This is a genomic window from Rothia halotolerans (assembly GCF_004136635.1).
GTDB classification, from domain to species: domain Bacteria; phylum Actinomycetota; class Actinomycetes; order Actinomycetales; family Micrococcaceae; genus Rothia; species Rothia halotolerans.
Genome location: NZ_NOIU01000001.1, coordinates 437,783 through 456,810, shown reverse-complemented (window position 1 = coordinate 456,810; position 19,028 = coordinate 437,783). Strand labels below are relative to the sequence as shown.

Below are 19,028 nucleotides of genomic sequence, written 5' to 3'. Positions count from 1 at the left end.
CCGGAAGGCCGGGATGCGGTGCCCCTCCCGCTTCTACCGTGCGGTAGGCCATATGCCATGATGAGCTGTATCTCATCATCACCGCACCCCTGAGGCAATGGAGGCTCACCATGAGCACGGCTGCGTCCGAAGCACAGCAGCGAGGACCGGACGGCCCCGGTCCCGAAGAACCGCCCAACCACGTCGAGCCCGAGGTCCTGGAGGCCGAGCACGGCGGCTGGAACTGGCGCAAGATCCTGATCTGGACCGCCATCGCCGTGCTCGGCGGCGTCAGCTGGGTCATGGTCGCGCTGGTCCGAGGCGAGACCGTCAACGGCATCTGGTTCGTCTTCGCGGCCGTCTGCAGCTACTTCATCGGCTACCGCTTCTACTCGAAGTTCATCGAGAACAAGCTGATCCGCCCCGACGACCGGCGGGCCACCCCGGCGGAGTACATGGCCGACGGCAAGGACTACATGCCCACCGACCGCCGCGTGCTCTACGGGCACCACTTCGCGGCGATCGCCGGCGCGGGGCCCCTGGTCGGCCCGGTGCTCGCGGCGCAGATGGGGTACCTGCCGGGCACCATCTGGATCATCGTCGGCGTCATCCTGGCCGGCGCCGTGCAGGACTATCTGGTGCTGTTCTTTTCGATGCGCCGCGGCGGCCGCTCGCTGGGGCAGATGGCCAAGGACGAGCTCGGCGTCGTCGGCGGGTACGCCGCGATCATCGCGACGCTGGTCATCATGGTCATCATCACCGCGATCCTCGCCCTGGTGGTCGTCAATGCCCTGGGCGAGTCCCCGTGGGGCGTGTTCTCCGTGGGGATGACCATCCCGATCGCGCTGTTCATGGGCATCTACCTCCGCTACATCCGGCCCGGCAAGGTCATGGAGGTCTCCGTCATCGGATTCGTCCTGCTGCTGGCCGCGATCATCGCCGGCGGGTACGTGGGCTACTCCGACTGGGGCATCGAGTATCTGACGCTGGACCGGGTGACCCTGGCCTGGTGCGTGATCGTCTACGGCTTCATCGCCGCGATCCTGCCGGTCTGGCTGCTGCTGGCCCCGCGCGACTACCTCTCCACCTTCATGAAGATCGGCACCATCCTGCTGCTGGCGGTGGGCATCGTGATCGTGCGCCCGGAGATCTCCGTGCCGGCCTTCAGCGAGTTCGCCTCGCGCGACGACGGCCCGGTGTTCACCGGCTCCCTCTTCCCCTTCCTCTTCGTGACCATCGCCTGCGGGGCGCTCTCCGGGTTCCACGCCCTGATCGCCTCGGGCACCACCCCCAAGATGGTCGAGAAGGAGCGCCAGACCCGCTTCATCGGCTACGGCGGGATGTGCATGGAGTCCTTCGTGGCGATCATGGCCCTGGTCGCCGCGCTGACCGTGGACCGGGGCATCTACTTCGCGATGAACGCCGGCGCCGGCGCGACCGGGGGGACCATCGAGGGCGCCGCCGCCTTCGTCAACTCCCTCGGCCTGACCGGCGTCGACGTGACCCCCGGCCAGCTCGACGCGACGGCGCAGGGGGTCGGCGAGCACACGATCGTCTCCCGGACCGGCGGCGCCCCGACGCTGGCGGTCGGCATGGCCGGGATCATGCACTCGATGCTGCCCGGGCTGGACCTGATGAGCTTCTGGTACCACTTCGCCATCATGTTCGAGGCGCTGTTCATCCTGACCGCCGTCGACGCCGGCACCCGCGTCGCGCGCTTCATGCTGCAGGACACCCTCGGCAACTTCGTCCCGAAGTTCAAGGACCCCTCGTGGCGCGTGGGGGCCTGGCTGACGACGGCGATCATGGTGGCCGGGTGGGGGTCCATCCTCCTGCTCGGGGTCACCGACCCGCTCGGCGGGATCAACACCTTCTTCCCGCTGTTCGGCATCGCCAACCAGTTGCTGGCCGCCATCGCGCTGGCCGTGTGCCTGGCCATCGCGGCGCACCGGGGCGCGGTCAGGTACCTGTGGGTGGTCATCCTGCCGCTGGCCTTCGACGTCGTCGTCACCGTGACCGGCTCGTGGCAGAAGATCTTCTCCCCGGACCCGGGGATCGGCTACTGGGCCAACCACTTCGAGGCCAAGGAGGCGCTGGCCTCCGGCGCGGAGAGTTTCGGGACGGCGCAGACGCCGGAGGCGATCCAGGCGGTCATCCGGAACACCCTGGTGCAGGGCTCGCTGTCCATCCTGTTCGTGGTGCTGACCATCGTCGTCGTGCTCATCGCGGCGTACAAGGCGGCGCGCTCCGTAGCCGGGCGGCCGGGGAAGGACCACGAGGACCCGTTCGTCGAATCGCGCCTGTACGCCCCGGCGGGCATGATCGCCACGCCCGCCGAGCGGGAGCTGGAGAGGAAGTGGGAGAGCTATGACGCGCAGACCGGACGCGCGCCCCGATCGGGGCACTGAGGCCGGGCCCGGGCCCCTCGCCCGCTGGTGGCGCCGGCTGGGCGGACCGCGTGCGATGCGGTTCGCCAGCGGGGTGCTCGGCGCGGACAAGTACGAGCGCTACCTCGAGTACCATCGGCGCAGCGGCTGCTCCGGCGAGCCGCTGAGCGAGCGCGAGTACTGGCGCGAGCTGTCCGCGCACCAGGAGGCGAACCCGCAGGGGCGCTGCTGCTGAGGGACGACGTCGCTGAGGGGCGGGAGCCGCTGAGGGGGAGAGACCTCTGAGAAGCGGCATCACGCGGAACCGGCAGCGCTGAGGAGCCGAGGCGAGGGCGCCTTCCCGGGGAGATCCGGGGAGGCGCCCTTTAATATCCCCTGACAGGGTGTCACCAAACGTCGAGTCGTATATCCTGGTGAGGTACACCTAACCATCGCGCGACCACGGAGGGAGGCCGAGATGGGACTCAAGGACTTCGTGCAGACCCGGCGCGACAACGCTGAGCTGGGGCAGGGGGTGTGGCGCCGGGCCCACGACAGGTTCAGGCGCGGCCTGGACCGCTTCCACCAGATCCTCGAGCGAGTGGAGGAGGGACCCCTCCTGGAGGCCCTCGTGCCGGCGGCCAACCGGCTGGCCGACCTGCTGCCGCAGGTGCGGGAGGTAGCCGCCTCCGCTCAGCGGCTCGCGCCGAGCGAGTCGACCGACATCCCGGCCTCGCCCGACGGCCGCTACTCCGAGCTGCACCGCACGCTGTCCAAGGCGGGCAACGCGGTGGCCCAGTGCGCCGAGGCGCTCGCCATGCTGCGCTGCGGCGGGGCATGCCCCGCCGCCGGCTGCTCCACGGCAGAGTCCGTCGAGCGCCGCATCACCGCCGTCGAGGAGCAGATCCTCGAGGCGAAGCGGCTGCTGCGCATCGCGCAGGCCCCAGCGGCCGCCGCGCACGAGCCACCGCACCCGACCTCTCGGAGCCTCCACGGCGTCCGGCGCGGCTGAGGGCGGCACGGCCCGGATGCACGTCGGCCGACGTGGAAGGAGAAGGGGTTAGTTGCCCCACATCCCGTAGGTCTGCGCCAGCTCGGAGACCTTGCGGGCGCGGGCCAGGCGCGGCAGGTAGGAGCCGTCCTTGGGGACCTCCCCGCCCTTGCTCTTCTGCAGCATCTCGCGGGCCCAGCGGATCTCCTCCTCGGAGGGCGCCAGGGCGCTGTTGATGCCCTCGGTCTGGCCCGGCTGCAGGGTGAGCTTCCCCGTCATGCCCATCGAGGCGGTGACCTTGCAGGCCTCCCGCAGCCCCGTCTCGTCGACCCCGTTGGCCGGGCCGTCGATGGGTCCGGGCAGCTCGCCCACGCGGGAGGCGACTACCAGGGCCGAGCGCGCGTAGGCCAGGGCCATCGCGTCGTTGCTGACGCCGGTGTCCTTGCGGTAGTCGCCCAGGCCGAAGGCCAGGCGGAAGGTGCCCGGGGCGCGGGCGATGTCCACGGCGTTGACGATCCCCACCGCGGACTCGATCAGGGCGATGATCGGCGTGCCGGCGCGGGACATCATGGCCGTGCGGGTGACGTGGTCCGGGTGCTCGGTCTTGGCCAGCACGATGCCGCGCAGGCCCTTGGCCTCGGAGAGGGCGGCGAGGTCGTCCTCCCAGAACTCCGTGTGGATGTCGTTGATGCGGACCCAGGCCTTCATGCCGTCGTTCAGGGCCTCGACGACGCGCTGACGGGCGGCGGGCTTCTCCTCGGCCGGGCAGGCGTCCTCGATGTCCAGGATCACGGAGTCGGCCTCCGACTCGGAGGCGGGCCCGTACAGGGAGGCGTCGGAGGCATTGGTCAGCAGCCACGAGCGGGAGAGGCGGGCGGGCAGCTGAGCGGCGCGTTCATTGCGGTGATACGACATGTTCGAATTCATCCTCACTCGTTGGGGGGCGACTGGTCGGCGGCTGATCCGGCGGGGACGGGGCGCCCGGGGCCGCCGGTCCCAGCGAAAAGGCCCCGTCATCGATGCGATGACGGGGCCTTTGCTCGAGCCCCCTGCCGGAATCGAACCGGCGACCTTTTCGTTACGAAGGAAACGCTCTACCGACTGAGCTAAGGAGGCCTGCGTCTGGACACGATCATTCGCCGAGGTCATCGGGAAATCTCGATTTACGCGAGTGTCACTGTAGCAGGTTCCGAGCAGGCCCCACAAACGTCCCCAGCCCCTCCCCGCCCACAGCGAACGCCCGGGGTCTTCCGGCATACGCGGACTCGTGGAAGTGTTGTGGTGAGGGAACGGACCGAAAAGACCGACGAACGAGGAGGAGACTCATGGCGAACATCGGAATCATCGGAGGACACGGCAAGGTCGCCCGGTTGGCGACGCCCCTGCTGGTCGAGCGCGGCAACCGGGTCGTCTCGTTCATCCGGAAGCAGGAGCAGACCGCGGAGATCGAGGGACTCGGGGCCGAGGCCGTCGTGCGCGACGTCATGGAGCTCTCCCGCGAGGAGCTGACCGAGCTCTTCCGCGACGCCGGGCTCGACGCCGTCGTCTGGTCCGCCGGAGCCGGCGGCGGGGATCCCGAGCGCACCTGGAAGGTGGACCGCGACGCCGCGATCCGCACCATGGACGCCGCGGAGGCCGCCGGCGCCACGCGCTACGTGATGGTCTCCTACATGGGAGCCTCGCTGAACCACTCCGTGCCCGAGGACGACGACTTCTACGCCTACGCCCAGTCCAAGGCCGAGGCGGACGAGCACCTGCGCGGCTCGAACCTCGAGTGGACCCTGCTCGGCCCCAACCTCCTCTCGGAGGAGGATCCCTCGGGCGAGATCAGGGTGACCGCCGAGCCCGGCGAGAGCACCGCCTCGCGCGCCAACGTGGCCCGGGTGATCGACGCCGTCCTCGCGGACGCCTCCACCATCCGCAAGGCCATCCCGTTCACCGACGGCCAGACGCCCATCGCCGAGGCCATCGGCTCGGTCCCGGCCGCCGACCGGCTCGACCACGCCGTCTAGGAGGCGATCATGGGTCTCTGGGACGCGATGAAGGGGTCGCGCCGCGAGGGCTCGGACCGGGGCGGGGGCGCCGTGCCCGAGGCCCGGCTGGAGGCGAACGTCTCCGGCCGGGTCCAGGGCGTGGGCTTCCGCTACTGGACCATGGGCGTGGCCCGCGAGCACGGGCTCGTGGGCTACGCCGAGAACCTGCCGGACGGCAGCGTGGAGGTCGTGGCGGAGGGCAGCCGGGACGGCGTCGAGTCCCTGCTCTCGGCGCTGAGCTCGGGGGACACCGCAGGCTCGGTCAGCGGCCTCGACCACTCCTTCACCGATCCCACCGGCGAGTTCTCCGACTTCGGGGTGCGCTAGGTGGGCCACCAGCATTCCCACGCCCCGGCCCCCGGCGGCTCGGGGCGTGGGCGGCTGACGGCCGCCTTGTGCATCACGCTCGGGATCTTCCTGGTCCAGGTGATCGGCGCCGTCGTCACCGGCTCGCTCGCGCTGCTCTTCGACACGGTCCACGTGCTGACCGACGCGGCCGGGCTCGCGATGGCGCTCTTCGCGGCCGTCCTCACGGAGCGGCCCGCCACGGAGCGCCGCACCTGGGGCTGGAAGCGGATGGAGGTCCTCGCCGCGGCGCTGCAGTCGGCGGTGCTGCTGGCGGTCGGCGTGTTCGTCGTCGTGCAGGCTATCGGGCGGCTGATCGACCCGGAGCCGGTCGCGGGCGCCGAGCTCGTCGTCTTCGGCGCGATCGGCCTCCTCGGCAACGTGGTGGCGCTGCTGGTGCTGTTCGGCGGAAGCAAGACCCTCAACATGAAGGCGGCCTTCCTGGAGGTGGTGAACGACGCGCTGGGCTCGGTCGCGGTGATCGTCTCGGCCGTGGTCATCATGCTCACCGGCTGGGTCCGGGCGGACGCGATCGTCGCGATGCTGATCGGCGTGCTGATCATGCCGCGGGCGGTGACGATCCTGCGCGAGTCCCTCGGCGTGCTGCTGGAGACCGTGCCCCCGGGACTGGACCTCACCGAGGTCAGGCGCCACATCGAGGCCCATCCCCACGTGGTCCGGGTCCACGACCTGCACGCGAGCCGGATCTCCACCGACCTGCCGATCCTCTCCGTGCACGTGGTGCTCGACGACGAGTGCTTCGGCGACGGCCACAGCGCGGAGCTGCTGGGGGAGATCCAGTCCTGCATCGCCGGGCACTTCGAGGTCTCGATCGAGCACTCGACCATCCAGCTTGAGCCCCTGAGCCACTACCGGCACGAGGCCGAGGGGTTCACCGTATGAGCGGCGCCTCGCGCAGCGTGCAGCTGAGCCTCTCGGGCCTGACCGCCCGCATCCTCCCGGACGGCTTCAGCGAGTCCGGGCGCGTCCTGGAGATCGGCGGCGCCGAGCAGTCGCACGTGGATCCGGCGCATCCGGAGCGGATCTTCTACGAGTACCTGCACCGGGTCGGCGCCGTCGCGGACGCGATGGCGCCCGCCGGGGAGCCGCTGAGTGCCGCCCACCTGGGGGCGGGCGGCCTCACCCTGCCCCGCTACCTCCAGGCCACCCGGCCGGGCTCGGCGCAGGTCGCCGTGGAGATCGAGCGCGAGCTGCCCTCGCTGGTGCTGGACGCGCTCCCGCTGCCCCCGGGCACCCGGCTGCGGATCCTGAACGACGATGCCCGGGCGGCCCTGCCCGGCCTGGCCGCCGCCGCGGGCCTGGCGCCGGGCGAGGGGCTCGACCTCCTCGTGGTGGACATCTTCTCCGGCCGGGACGCCCCGCCCCACCTCGCCTGCGAGGGCTTCTACCGCGAGGCGCTGGAGGTCCTGGGCCCCCGCGGGATCCTGCTGGTCAACGTCGGCGACGACGCCGGCCTCTCCTTCTTCGCCGCCCAGGCCACGGCGCTGACCGACGCCGTCGCCCACCGGGGCTCCGTGCGGGACGCCGCCCCGGCCTCCGGACCGTGGACGCTGACCGACGCCTCGCTGCTCTCCGGGCGTCGGGAGGGCAACCTCATCCTGGCCGCGGGGCCGGGCCTGGGCCCCGGTGCGCGGATCGACCCGCGGGAGCAGGCCGAGGCGTGGCGCCGGGCCGGTCCCCACCCGGCCGCGGTGCTGGACCCCCTCGAGACCGAGGGGTTCGTCCGCAGTCTGGAATGATGGGCCCGCCGGAGGATAGTCTCTGCGCTGTCAGCGCACCGCCTCCCGGCGCCCCCGGCCCGCGTGGTTAGATGACGTCATGGCATCGCATCGGTTCTTCAACTCGGCCCTGAAATCCGCGTTCGACCAGGAGGGGCGGCCCAAGCCCGGCCTGAACCGCGCCCTCGACACGGTGCTGCGGGTCCAGCGCCCGCTCGTGGTCGCCTGGGTCAGGAAGATGCGCGACAAGCATCCCGAGGACACCCCGCAGCAGATCGCCAAGCGCCTGGAGCGCGCCTACCTGCGGGACGTCACGGTCGGGGGCGGGGCGGTCGGCGCATCCGCCTTCGTGCCCGGCATCGGCACCGCGACCTCGGTCGGGCTCTCGTTCATCGCCGTCGGCGGCTACCTGGAGCGCACGGCGCTGTACTGCCAAGCCGTGGCCGAGCTGCACGGCGTCCACCTCCAGGACCCGGAGAAGGCCCGCACCATGGTCATGGCGCTCATGCTCGGCGAGGACGGGGCCTCCCTGATGGAGGGCCTGCTCGGGCAGTCCGGCAGAGCCTCCTCGCGCTGGGGGCTGATGCTCGGCGGCCCGGGCAAGGGCTCGGCGGTCTCCCGGAGCATCCGCAACATGTTCATCAAGAGGTTCATCGCCCGGCAGTCGGGGGCCACGCTCGGGCGCGCGCTGCCCTTCGGCATCGGCGCGGTCGTCGGCGGCGGGGCCAACCTCTCCCTCGGCCGTCACGTCATCCGCTCGGCCCACGAGGCGTTCGGAGAGGCCCCCGGGACCTTCCCGGCGAGCCTGGGGCTTCAGGAGAGGGCGCCGTCCTTCGAGGGCGATCCCGAGGCCGGCGTGCCGGTCGCGGAGCTGCCGCGGGGCACGACGCCGGAGGAGCCCGATCCCGAGCACGAGGGCCGGCGCGCCGGCAAGCGCGCGGGGCGCGCCGCGAGGAAGCGCTCGAAGGGCGACGAGGGGAAGTAGGCCCCGAGACGACGCGGGCGCCCCGGGACAGGATCCCGGGGCGCCCGCGCGCGGCGTCGTCGGCTACTTCACGTAGTCGACCAGCCGTTCCGCGATGCCGTGGTAGGTCGCCGGCGTCAGCTCGCTCAGGCGGGCCTCGGCCTCGGGGGAGAGGCCGAGCTCGGCCACGAACTCCTTGAGCCGGGCCTGGTCCACGCGGTGCCCGCGGGTCAGGTCCTTGAGCCGCTCGTAGGGGTTGTCCAGGCCCTCGACGCCGGCCACCGCCTCGGCGCGCATCACCATCTGGATGGCCTCGGCGAGCACCTCCCAGTTCTGGTCGAGGTCGGCGGCGAGCACCTCCTGGGCGACGTCGAGCCTGGCCAGGCCCTTGTCCACGTTGGAGATCGCGAGCACCGAGTGCCCGAAGGCGACGCCGATGTTGCGCTGCGAGGAGGAGTCGGTCAGGTCGCGCTGCCAGCGCGAGGTCACCAGGGTCTCGCCCAGGGTGTCCAGCAGCGAGCAGGAGATCTCGAGGTTCGCCTCGGCGTTCTCGAAGCGGATCGGGTTGATCTTGTGCGGCATCGTGGAGGAGCCGGTCGCGCCCGCCACCGGGATCTGGCGGAAGTAGCCGATCGAGATGTAGGACCAGATGTCGGTGCACAGGTTGTGCAGCACGCGGTTGAAGTGGGCCATCGAGGAGTACAGCTCGGCCTGCCAGTCGTGGGACTCGATCTGCGTGGTCAGCGGGTTCCAGGTCAGCCCGAGGTGCTCGACGAAGCCGCGGGAGACGTCCTGCCAGTCCGCCCCGGGCACCGAGGCCACGTGGGCGGCGTAGGTGCCGGTCGCGCCGTTGATCTTGCCCAGGAACTCCTGCCGCTCGACGGCGCGCACCTGGCGCCGCAGCCGGTGGGCGAGCACCGCCATCTCCTTGCCGAGCGTGGTCGGCGTCGCCGGCTGGCCGTGCGTGCGGGAGAGCATCGGCACCTCGCGGGAGGACTCGGCGAGCTCGACGACGCGCTCCACCAGGCCGCGCGCGGCCGGCAGCCAGACGTCGGCCACGGCGTCGCGGATCCCCACGGCGTAGGCCAGGTTGTTGACGTCCTCCGAGGTGCAGCCGAAGTGCACCAGCGGCTTGAGGCGGGCCAGCCCCAGGGCCTCCAGGCGGTCGCCGATGAAGTACTCCACGGCCTTGACGTCGTGCACGGTCACGGCCTCGTACTCGGCGAGCTGGCGGATCGACTCGGCGTCGAACCCGGTGACCAGCTCCCGCAGGCCCTCCTTCTGCCGGTCCTCGAGGGGGGAGAGGCCGGGCAGCACCGAGCGCTCGCACAGGTAGATGAACCACTCGACCTCCACGTGCACGCGGTCGCGGTTCAGCGCGGCCTCGGAGAGGTAGTCCACCAGCGGGGCCGTCTGGGCCTGGTAGCGCCCGTCCAGCGGGCCGAGGGCGATCGCCGGCGACGCGGAGGCGAGGCTCAGCCGGCCGTTGGGGAGGGTCTGAGGGGGCGCGGTGGTGCTCTGTGAAGTGTGGGCCATGGGAACATTGTGACACGTCGCACCGGCGGCCTCCGAGCACGGGGGCCGAGGCGGCCGGCGGGGGAGGAGCAGGAGCATGGTCCAGACGCTCGAGGGGTGGGGGCGCCCCCTCGCGGGAGTGGCGGCCGCCGGCGGGTCCGCCCTGCGGCAGCTGCGCGCGCGGGGCATCGGGACGGTGCGCCTCGTGGGATTCGGGCGCGTGCCGCTGGAGTCGGCCGAGGACCCGGAGGCGCCCTTCCCCGTCCGGGCGGAGCCCACGGTCCGGTTCCTGGCGGGCGGCATCGACGCCGTCGACCGGGCCGACGACCGGCTGGACGCCGCCGGCGCGCGAGCCGACTCCACGGCCCACCTCTCCGTGGCGATCGCGACGGCCCCGGACGGCGCGCGGAGCATGGTGGTCTCGATCCCGGGCACCGACTTCGCCAGCCTGGGGAACCTCGCCGAGCCGAACGGCCTGGCCACCGTCGTGGACAACTTCGCCGTGGCCCCGGAGGTCCCGCTCGCGCAGACCTCGGCGCTCATGCAGATGGTCGACGCCGCCCTCCTCGCGGCCGGCTCGGACGGGAGCGCCCCGGTGCTGCTGGCGGGATTCAGCCAGGGCGGGATGGCGGCGCTGGCGCTGGCGGGGAACCGGGAGTTCCTCGCGCGGCACCGGCTGGCCGGGGTCCTGACGCTGGGGGCGCCCTCGCGCCACTACTCCGGCACGCCGGAGGTCCTGCCGATCCTCGACGTGGCGGACCGAGAGGACCCGGTCGCGGGGCTGGACGCCCGCGGGCCGGCGGGGGATGCGCAGGCGATTCTGCTGCGCACCGACGTCGGCGCGGGGATCCTGCGGGCGCACTCGATCAGGACCTACCTCCGGGCCGCGGAGGAGGCCGACGAGCGGCTGGGCGGGGAGCGCGGAGGCCCCGAGTACATCGCGATGCTCAAGGCGCTGCTGCCCCGGGACGCGCCGCTGGAGGTCCGGGTCTACGGCTCGAGCTCGCAGATCCGGGTGGGCGAGGAGCCGGTGGGGGAGGCCCACCGGCACGCGCCGGGGGAGGCCCACTCCGAGGAGGAGTGAGCCCGGGGTCGGCGGGCGAGCCCGCCGCCAGGCGCCCGGCCTCGGGCGGAGGGGACGGCTGCGGGCGGGGCAGGGCGGAGCCGGAAGCGGACCCCGGCCGCTGGGCCGGTCAGCGCCCCGGGCGCCCTCCGCCGGTCAGGAGGTGACGGTCTCACCGGTGGAGGCGTCGACGCGCACCTTCTCGGCGTCCGCGCCCTGGGCGTCGTCGAGGTCGAGCGACCAGATCAGCGTGCCGTCGTGACGGTCCAGCTCGGCCTCGTCCAGCACGCGGTCCGTGCGGCCGTCCAGGGCCGTGGTGATCGCGTCGGAGGCGCTGACCTGGGCCTCCCGGGCCTCGGCGACGTCCTCGGCGTCGTCGTCGGTGTCGGTCTGGCGGACCTCGCCGCCCCCGCTGGAGGCCTCGAGCTCGAGGACGGCCTCGCCCTCCACCAGGTCGATGTCGTACGTCATCCCGGCGTCGTCCCGGTCCACGGAGATCACGGTGGCGTCGGGGTGCTCGGCCAGCGCGGCGTCGATCGAGGCGAAGGCGGGGTCGTTCTCACCCGTCCCGCTGGCCGAGGCCGAGGGCGAGCCGGAGGCGGATCCGGAGCCGGACGCCGAAGCGGAGGCAGAGCCGGAACCGGATGCAGAGGCCGAGCCGGAGGCCTCCTCCGAGGGCTCGGCACTCCCGCCACCCGCCTCCGGGCTGGCGCTCCCGCTGTCCTCGCTCGAGGCGGATTCGGAGGGCGCGGAGGACTCCTCGCCGCCCCCGCCCCCGTCCCCGCCCTGCGCGCAGCCGCCCAGAGCCAGCAGCGCCGCTGCCGCCGTCCCCAGGACCAGCCACTTGCCGTTCCTCAGCCTGTCAGAGCTCGTGATGTGTTCCATGTCACCACTCTTGCACACCTCGAGGGCCCCCGGGAGGGGCGAGGGGACGAATCTCGCCGTTAGGCTGGATCCATGACCGATCAGCAGCCTCACCACCCCGACGCCCCGGAGGCCGAGCCCGGGCGTCCCATCCCCGCCCGGCACGTGTTCGGAGGCCTGCCGACGTACGCGGCCGGAAAGCCCCCGCGCGTCGTGGAGGGGCTGCGCCAGTTCAAGCTCTCCTCGAACGAGAACCCGCTCGGTCCGGTTCCCTCCGTCCGCAGGGCGCTGGAGGAGTTCGACGCCGCGACGCACCTCTACCCGGACCCGCTCGCCACCCGCCTGCGCACGGCCCTGGCCGGATCGCTGGGGGTGCCGGCGGAGGACATCGTCGCCGGCGCCGGCAGCTACGGGGCCCTGACCCAGATCATCAGCACCTTCGCCGGGCAGGCGGAGTCGGGGGAGCCGGACGAGGTGGTCTACGCCTGGCGGTCCTTCGAGGCCTACCCCATCATCGTGGGCCTCGGCGGCGCCAGGAGCGTCCAGGTGCCGTTCACCCCGGAGGGTGAGCACGACCTGGACGCGATGGCGGCGGCCGTCACCGAGCGCACCCGGGTGATCCTGCTGTGCAGCCCCAACAACCCCACCGGACCCGCGCTGACCGCCGACCGCGTGGAGGCCTTCATGTCCCGGGTGCCGGACGACGTCGTCGTGGTGCTGGACGAGGCGTACCTGGAGTTCTGCGAGGCCTCCGAGCTCACCGAGCGGGAGCGCGCCGAGGGCGGGCTGGCCGAGGGCGTGGCCCTCTACCGCCGCCACCCCAACCTGGTGGTGCTGCGGACCTTCTCCAAGGCGGCGGGCCTGGCCGGTCTGCGCGTCGGGTACTCGATCTCCCACCCCGCCATCACCCGGACGCTGCGGGTCGCGGCGACGCCGTTCTCCGTCAGCTCCCTGGCGGAGGAGTGCGCCGTGGCCGCGGTCGAGCACCCCGGGGAGATCCGGGAGCAGGTCTCCTGGATCGTCGCCGAGCGGGAGCGGGTCGTGGCCGGCCTGCGGCGGATCGGCTGGGAGGTCCCGGTCACCCGCGCCAACTTCGTGTGGCTCGCCCTGGGGGAGCGCACGGCCGAGTTCGCCGCCTTCGCGGAGGAGAACGCGCTCTCGGTGCGGGCCTTCCATCCCGACGGCGTGCGGGCCAGCATCGGCGAGGAGGAGGCCAACACGCGCCTGCTGGAGCTGTGCGAGCGTTTCGCCTCCCGGGCTGGGGGACAGGGCCCGGCGGGCAGGTAATGTTGTAGTGCGCGCGCGGGGCCCCGCCCCGCGTGCGCCCCGATGACCATTCACACTGGAGGAACGATGGCTGAGCAGCCGGAAACTCAGCACCCTGGGGCGGGCGCCGGACGCCTGCGCCGGGTGAGCATCCTGGGCGAGGACGGACGGCGGGGCTCGGACCCCGACTTCGACGCCTACCTCGAGGACGTGACCCTCGAGGATCTCAAGGCGTCCTATCGCAGCATGCTCACGGTCCGCCGCTTCGACGACGAGGTCACGGCCCTCCAGCGCCAGGGGAAGCTCGCCCTGTGGGCTCCGGCCCGCGGCCAGGAGGCCGCGCAGGTCGGGGCCGCCCTGGCGATGCTGCCCCAGGACCAGGTGTTCCCCTCCTACCGGGAGCACGCCCTCGCCTACGAGCGCGGCGTGGACCTGAAGGAGATGCTGAGCGTCTTCCGCGGCTACTCCGGAGGCGGCTGGGACCCGACCGCCCACAACTTCCACCTCTACACCTTCGTCCTCGCCGCGCAGATCCCGCAGGCCGTCGGCTACGCCATGGGCCAGCGGTTGGACGCGCGCCTGGGCCTCGGCCAGGATCCCGCGGAGGGCTCGGAGCCCCCGGCGACGATCGTCTGCTTCGGCGACGGCTCCTCCACCCAGGGCGAGGCCCACGAGTCGATGGTCTTCGCGGCCTCCTATGACGCCCCGGTCCTGTTCTTCGTCCAGAACAACCAGTGGGCGATCTCGGTCCCGTTCTCCACCCAGTCCCGGCTGCCCCTGGCCGAGCGCGCGGCGGGCTACGGCTTCGAGGGGATCCGCGTGGACGGCAACGACCTGCTGGCGGTCCGCGCGGTCACCGCTTACGCGCTGGAGAAGATCCGGCGCGGCGAGGGCCCCGTCCTCATCGAGGCCGAGACCTACCGCCTCGGCGCCCACACCACCGCGGACGACCCCACCAAGTACCGCACCCGCGAGGAGGAGGATGGCTGGGCGGCCAAGGACCCGCTGGTCCGCCTCGAGCGGCACCTCCGCGCGGAAGAGGTCGAGGACGCGTTCTTCGAGGCGGCGTCGGAGGCGGCCCAGGAGTACGGCCGCGAGGTCCGCGACGCCGTGCTGGCCATGGAGCCGCCGGAGTTCGCCGAGTACTTCGACACCGTCTACGCCGAGGCCAACACGCTGGTCGAGCAGGACCGGGCGTGGTTCCAGCAGTACGAGGCGGGATTCGACGACGCCGCCCAGGAGGATCCCCGATGAGCACCCACGAGATCGAGAACCTGCCGATCGCCAAGGCCCTGAACGCTGCGATGGACGACGCATTGGCCGCGGACCCCACGGTGCTGATGATGGGCGAGGACATCGGCACCCTGGGAGGCGTCTTCCGCGTCACCCAGGGGCTGAAGGAGACCTACGGGGCGGACCGGGTGATGGACACCCCGCTCGGGGAGGCCGGCATCGTCGGCACCGCGATCGGGCTGGCGATGCGCGGGTACCGCCCGGTGTGCGAGATCCAGTTCGACGGCTTCGTGTATCCCTCCTTCAACCAGATCACCTCCCAGCTGGCGAAGATCCATTTCCGCTCGGACGGCCGGATCAGCCTGCCGGTGGTCATCCGCATCCCCTACGGCGGGAACATCGGCTCCATCGAGCACCACTCGGAGTCCCCGGAGGCCCTCTTCGCCCACACGGCCGGCCTGCGGGTCATGACCCCCTCCAACGCCCAGGACGCGTACTCGATGCTCCGCGAGGCCATCGCCTCGTCGGACCCGGTGATCTTCCTCGAGCCCAAGCGCCGCTACTGGCTCAAGGGCGAGGTGGACCGCTCCGCCTCCACGACCGACACGCAGCGGGCCCAGGTGGTCCGCGAGGGGCAGGACCTCACGCTCGCCGCCTACGGGGCCCTCGTCCCGGTCGCCCTGGCCGCGGCCGAGGCCGCCCAGGAGGACGGCCGCAGCGTCGAGGTCGTCGACCTGCGCTCGATCTCCCCGCTGGACGTCGCGACCGTCGAGGCCTCGGTCAGCAGGACCGGCCGCCTCGTGGTCACCCACGAGGCCCCCACCTTCGGGGGCATGGGCGGGGAGCTCGCCGCGGAGATCGGCACCCGGTGCTTCTACCGCCTCGAGGCGCCCGTGATCCGGGTGGGCGGCTACCACATGCCCTACCCCGTGGCTGCCGTCGAGGAGGACTACCTGCCCAACATCGACCGCCTCCTCGAGGCCATCGACCGTTCCCTCAGCCACTAGCCGGCCCGCCCAGCACGAGGAGAAGCCACATGTCATCGATTTTCAACCTCCCCGACGTCGGCGAAGGCCTGACCGAGGCGGAGATCCTGGCCTGGAAGGTCGGCCCCGGCAGCACGGTGGCGGTCAACGATGTCCTCCTGGAGATCGAGACCGCCAAGTCCGTGGTCGAGCTGCCCTCGCCCTTCGAGGGCACCGTCGAGCAGCTCCTCGCCGAGGAGGGCGCCACGGTCGAGGTGGGGCAGCCGCTCGTCGCCGTCGCGGTGGCGGGGGAGCCCTCCGGGACAGCTGAGGCCGCCCCGGCTGGTGAGGAGGGAGCGCCGCCCGAGGCGTCCCGCCCCGCCCCCGAGGGGGCCGCGCCGGAGATCTCCACCCCCGCCCCCGAGGAGCCGGAGGGCCAGGCGGCGCGCAGCGGCTCCGAGGGCGGGTCGGAGACCGCGGCCCTGGTGGGCAGCGGACCCAAGGCCGACCCGGTCAAGCGCCGGGCCCGCAGGCGCACGACGTCGTCCCCCGCAGCAGCTGCTCCCCCCGCCGCCCAGCCGGCCGCCACCGCCCCGGCAGGGCCCGCCGCCACCGGCCTGGCCGGCCGCCTCGGCGGCGGAGGGCTCGGGGCGAACCTCGCCGAGCGCGCCCGGCGCCTCGCCGAGGGCGGTCGCGACGCGCTGAATCGCCTGCCGGGCCGTGCGGCGGAGGAGCCGATGCCCACCGCCTCGGCCCACCGCACCGTGCCCTCCGAGCCGCCCCGGCGCCCCGCGCTGGCCAAGCCGCCGGTGCGCAAGGCCGCCAAGGAGATGGGAGTCGACCTCGCCCACGTCCCCGCCACGGGCGCCCAGGGCCAGGTCACGCACCGCGACCTGCTCAACTACACCGCCCACTCCCAGGACCTCGGCGAGGCCAAGCCCGGCGACTTCTGGGTCTCCGCCTCGCAGCAGGCCGGGGACCGAATCGAGCGGATCCCGGTCAAGGGGGTGCGGAAGGCCACCGCGAAGGCGGTGAGCAAGTCGGCCTTCGAGGCGCCGCACGTGTCGATCTTCGTCGACGTCGACGCCTCCCGGACCATGGAGTTCGTCAAGCGGCTCAAGGCCTCCCCGAGCTTCGAGGGCGTCAAGGTCACGCCGCTGCTGATCCTCGCCAAGGCGGTCATCTGGGCGACGGCCCGGAACCCCCAGGTGAACTCGGCGTGGACCGAGTCCGAGATCCTCATCAAGCGCTACATCAACCTCGGGATCGCGGCGGCCACCCCGCGCGGCCTGCTGGTGCCGAACATCAAGGACGCGCAGGACCTCTCCCTCAAGGAGCTGGCGATCGCCCTGGACTCGCTGACCAAGATCGCGCGGGAGGGCAAGACCCAGCCCGCCGACATGACCGGCGGGACGATGACGGTCACCAACATCGGCGCCCTGGGCATCGACACCGGCACGCCGATCATCAACGCCGGCGAGGCCGCGATCATCGCCTTCGGCACGATCAAGCAGAAGCCGTGGGTCGTGGACGGCGAGGTCATCCCGCGCTGGGTCACCACGCTCGGCGGGTCCTTCGACCACAGGATCCTCGACGGCGACCTCTCGGCCCGGTTCATGGCCGACGTCGCCGCCGTGATGGAGGAGCCGGCGCTGCTGCTGGACATGTAGCGGCTCCGGCCGCGCGGCCGGACAGGGCCGCCCCGCTGTGAGGGGCCGTCCCTTCCCCGTCGGGGCCCGTCCCTCCCCGCCGGGGAGGGGCGGCCGTCCCCGAGGCGGGTTGGAGAGGCCCGCCGCCCAAGCGGCCGGGACGACGGAAGGACGCCGCCCCAGGGGCGGCGTCCTTCTCGCGTCGAGGGTCCCGGCCGGGGCGGGGCCGCTAGCGGGCCTCGAAGCCCAGGCGGTCGGCGCGCTGATGGAAGCGCAGGCCCCACAGCCCGCCGAGCACGGCCGCGAGCAGCCCGATCGCCAGCACGCACAGGGCGGCCAGGACGTTCCAGAGCAGGGACTCGGCCCCCATCGCCTGGACCGTGGCGAGGGCGGGCAGGCCCGGGACCTGGTCGGCGAAGATCATCGCCAGGACGGTGCTCACGGCGGCCCCCATGAGCTGCCACAGCCACACCGCGACGCCCTGCTTGGCACCGGCGAAGCGCGCCGAGCGCCCCGCCGCGTACCCGCCGAACAGGAACGAGACCAGGTAGACCGCCGCGAAGCCGATCGAGCCGGCCAGCCCCGCCGCGGAGCCCTCGGCGAGGTCCTCCAGGGCCCCGCCGGGCGCGGCCGCGGGCGTCAGTCCCGTCAGAGCGGGCAGCAGCAGGGCCGCGGCCCAGCCGAGGAAGCCCGCCATCCCGACGGCGGCCAGCCATCCGATCAGGCCGGGCAGCAGCTGGATGCGGCCGTACTCGACCCGCTGCCGGCGGGTCACCGCAGCGCGCAGCTCGGAGCCGGGGATGCCTGCGCCGGGCTCCGCGGGATAGCCGTCGGGCGCAGCCGAGCTGCCCGGGCCGCGCTGGGCTGTGGCACCGGCGGAGGCCCCGGCAGTCGCCCCGCCCACGGTCGGCATCCCGGCGGTGGGAGGCATCCGCGCGTCGTCGTGCTCCCGGCCCCCGCCGGCGCCGTATCCGTGCTCCGGGCGCAGCGGCTGCGTCGGCGCGGTCTCCGCCGGGCCCCGGGAGAGGCTCTCCCGGCCGTCCCGGCCGATCACCGCGGTGGGGTCCTCCGAGCCGGGAGGGACGGTGCCCAGGGGCAGGGTGCGGTTGTCCTCGAGGACCTCCGTGGGCTCGTGGTCCAGGCGCCGTCCGTCCCAGGGCTCCTCGCGCGGCTCCCCGCGGGCGGCCCCGTCGGAGCCGTCGAGCGGCACCGTCGCATTGGGGTCGTCGGACCGCCACGAGCCGGCGGGGAGGGGGACGGTCGCGTCAGGGTCCTCGCCGCGCCGGGGCTCCCGGGGGAGGGGCTCGGTCGGGTCGTCTCGGTCGTAGGGACGCTCGCGGCTCATGCCGACGCCTCCTCGTGCCCGGCCGGGCGCACGACGGCGTCCGGGCCCTCGCCGCGGACCTGCTCGCGGTACGCGGCCGGGTAGTTCTCCAGCGCGAACTGCCCCGAGCGCTCCTCGGGGTCGATGGTCCTGACCACGCGCGCCGGCGACCCCACGGCGACCGAGAGCGGCGGGACGTCGCGGGTCACCACGGCCCCGGCGCCGATCACCGAGTCGCGGCCGATCCTGACGCCCGGCATCACGATCGCGCCGCCGCCCAGCCATACGTTGTCCTCGATCGTGATCGGCAGGCCGCCCTCCCATCCGCGGACGCGGTCGGCGGGGTTGAGAGGATGGGTGGGGGTGAGCAGCTGGACGTTGGGGCCGATCTGCACGTCGTCGCCGATGCGGATCTCGCACACGTCCAGCGCCATCAGGCCGAAGTTCGCGAAGAGGCGGTCGCCGACGTGGATGTTCCAGCCGTAGTCGACGTGGAACGGCGGGCGGATCCGCACCCCCTCGCCCATCGAGCCGAGCAGGCCGCGCAGCACCTGGCCGGCAGCCTCGCGGTCCTCGAGGTCGAGCTGCTGGAATCGGGCGGTGGCCCGGGCGGCGTCGGCCGAGTCGGTGCTGGTCTCGCCGGCGCCCCGGTACGGCAGGCCGGCGACCATGCGCTCGCGCATGGTCATCTGCTCCGCGGGATCGTCCATCGCTGTGCTCCTCCTGATGCGG

The 19,028-nt window shown here is 72.9% G+C and carries 18 protein-coding genes and 1 tRNA gene; 13 read left to right on the top strand and 6 right to left on the bottom strand.

The window, feature by feature from the left end:
• Positions 1-110 precede the first annotated feature (110 nt).
• From EWV39_RS02185 to EWV39_RS02175, 3 genes are all read left to right on the top strand, one after another.
• Positions 111-2,387 (top strand): carbon starvation CstA family protein, encoded by a 2,277-nt coding sequence (locus EWV39_RS02185; RefSeq protein WP_129656650.1) that lies wholly within the window; start codon positions 111-113, stop codon positions 2,385-2,387.
• A gap of 55 nt (positions 2,388-2,442) precedes the next feature.
• A complete protein-coding gene (locus EWV39_RS02180) occupies positions 2,443-2,601 on the top strand; it encodes a CstA-like transporter-associated (seleno)protein (protein ID WP_129657309.1) in 159 nt (52 codons plus the stop codon).
• A gap of 222 nt (positions 2,602-2,823) precedes the next feature.
• Positions 2,824-3,357, top strand: a complete 534-nt coding sequence (locus EWV39_RS02175) for a dehydrogenase (protein WP_129656649.1) — start codon at positions 2,824-2,826, stop codon at positions 3,355-3,357.
• A gap of 48 nt (positions 3,358-3,405) precedes the next feature.
• On the opposite strand, the gene EWV39_RS02170 is transcribed toward EWV39_RS02175, so the two are convergent.
• Both EWV39_RS02170 and EWV39_RS02165 read right to left on the bottom strand, forming a co-directional pair.
• The gene (locus EWV39_RS02170) at positions 3,406-4,251 is read right to left on the bottom strand and encodes an HpcH/HpaI aldolase/citrate lyase family protein (RefSeq protein ID WP_165313082.1); all 846 of its coding nucleotides are present in this window, start codon (positions 4,249-4,251) and stop codon (positions 3,406-3,408) included.
• A 128-nt stretch (positions 4,252-4,379) separates the two neighbouring features.
• Positions 4,380-4,452, bottom strand: a tRNA-Thr gene (locus EWV39_RS02165).
• 209 nt (positions 4,453-4,661) lie between these two features.
• On the opposite strand from EWV39_RS02165, the gene EWV39_RS02160 reads away from it, so the two are divergent.
• The 5 genes from EWV39_RS02160 to EWV39_RS02140 all read left to right on the top strand — a co-directional run bounded on the left by EWV39_RS02160 (position 4,662) and on the right by EWV39_RS02140 (position 8,438).
• Positions 4,662-5,348, top strand: coding sequence for an SDR family oxidoreductase (locus tag EWV39_RS02160; RefSeq protein ID WP_129656647.1), 687 nt, complete (start codon positions 4,662-4,664; stop codon positions 5,346-5,348).
• A gap of 9 nt (positions 5,349-5,357) precedes the next feature.
• Complete coding sequence (locus EWV39_RS02155; RefSeq protein WP_337589929.1) at positions 5,358-5,696, top strand: acylphosphatase; 339 nt, start codon at positions 5,358-5,360, stop codon at positions 5,694-5,696.
• Positions 5,697-6,617 (top strand): cation diffusion facilitator family transporter, encoded by a 921-nt coding sequence (locus EWV39_RS02150; RefSeq protein ID WP_129656646.1) that lies wholly within the window; start codon positions 5,697-5,699, stop codon positions 6,615-6,617. It abuts the gene before it with no gap.
• Positions 6,614-7,474: a spermidine synthase gene (locus tag EWV39_RS02145; protein WP_129656645.1), complete on the top strand. Its 861-nt coding sequence runs from the start codon at positions 6,614-6,616 to the stop codon at positions 7,472-7,474. The genes EWV39_RS02150 and EWV39_RS02145 overlap by 4 nt, the downstream gene beginning before the upstream one ends.
• Before the next feature lie 79 nt (positions 7,475-7,553).
• Positions 7,554-8,438, top strand: coding sequence for a di- and tripeptidase (locus EWV39_RS02140; protein ID WP_193554669.1), 885 nt, complete (start codon positions 7,554-7,556; stop codon positions 8,436-8,438).
• Between the two features lie 63 nt (positions 8,439-8,501).
• On the opposite strand, the gene purB is transcribed toward EWV39_RS02140, so the two are convergent.
• On the bottom strand, positions 8,502-9,953 hold the full coding sequence (gene purB, locus EWV39_RS02135) for an adenylosuccinate lyase (protein WP_129656644.1): 1,452 nt from the start codon (positions 9,951-9,953) through the stop codon (positions 8,502-8,504).
• 76 nt (positions 9,954-10,029) lie between these two features.
• Here purB and EWV39_RS02130 point away from each other — a divergent pair, with 76 nt between their 5' ends.
• On the top strand, positions 10,030-11,016 hold the full coding sequence (locus EWV39_RS02130) for an alpha/beta hydrolase (protein WP_129656643.1): 987 nt from the start codon (positions 10,030-10,032) through the stop codon (positions 11,014-11,016).
• 135 nt (positions 11,017-11,151) lie between these two features.
• On the opposite strand, the gene EWV39_RS02125 is transcribed toward EWV39_RS02130, so the two are convergent.
• Positions 11,152-11,880 carry a PepSY domain-containing protein gene (locus EWV39_RS02125; protein WP_129656642.1) on the bottom strand — a complete coding sequence of 243 codons (729 nt, stop codon included), beginning with the start codon at positions 11,878-11,880 and terminating at the stop codon, positions 11,152-11,154.
• A 72-nt stretch (positions 11,881-11,952) separates the two neighbouring features.
• Here EWV39_RS02125 and EWV39_RS02120 point away from each other — a divergent pair, with 72 nt between their 5' ends.
• The 4 genes from EWV39_RS02120 (at position 11,953) to EWV39_RS02105 (ending at position 16,993) form a co-directional block, all read left to right on the top strand.
• Complete coding sequence (locus EWV39_RS02120; protein ID WP_129656641.1) at positions 11,953-13,146, top strand: histidinol-phosphate transaminase; 1,194 nt, start codon at positions 11,953-11,955, stop codon at positions 13,144-13,146.
• Positions 13,147-13,212: 66 nt separating this feature from the next.
• Complete coding sequence (locus EWV39_RS02115; protein ID WP_129656640.1) at positions 13,213-14,379, top strand: thiamine pyrophosphate-dependent enzyme; 1,167 nt, start codon at positions 13,213-13,215, stop codon at positions 14,377-14,379.
• Positions 14,376-15,365 carry an alpha-ketoacid dehydrogenase subunit beta gene (locus EWV39_RS02110; RefSeq protein ID WP_193554668.1) on the top strand — a complete coding sequence of 330 codons (990 nt, stop codon included), beginning with the start codon at positions 14,376-14,378 and terminating at the stop codon, positions 15,363-15,365. Before EWV39_RS02115 ends, EWV39_RS02110 begins: the two co-directional genes overlap by 4 nt.
• A gap of 29 nt (positions 15,366-15,394) precedes the next feature.
• A complete protein-coding gene (locus tag EWV39_RS02105) occupies positions 15,395-16,993 on the top strand; it encodes a 2-oxo acid dehydrogenase subunit E2 (protein ID WP_129656639.1) in 1,599 nt (532 codons plus the stop codon).
• A gap of 208 nt (positions 16,994-17,201) precedes the next feature.
• Here the strand turns inward: EWV39_RS02105 and EWV39_RS02100 are convergent, their stop codons facing one another.
• Both EWV39_RS02100 and EWV39_RS02095 read right to left on the bottom strand, forming a co-directional pair.
• Positions 17,202-18,317, bottom strand: coding sequence for a YrzE family protein (locus EWV39_RS02100; protein WP_129656638.1), 1,116 nt, complete (start codon positions 18,315-18,317; stop codon positions 17,202-17,204).
• Entirely contained in the window at positions 18,314-19,006 is a 693-nt protein-coding gene (locus EWV39_RS02095; protein WP_129656637.1) for a sugar O-acetyltransferase, read from the bottom strand. Before EWV39_RS02095 ends, EWV39_RS02100 begins: the two co-directional genes overlap by 4 nt.
• Between the last annotated feature and the right edge of the window lie 22 nt (positions 19,007-19,028).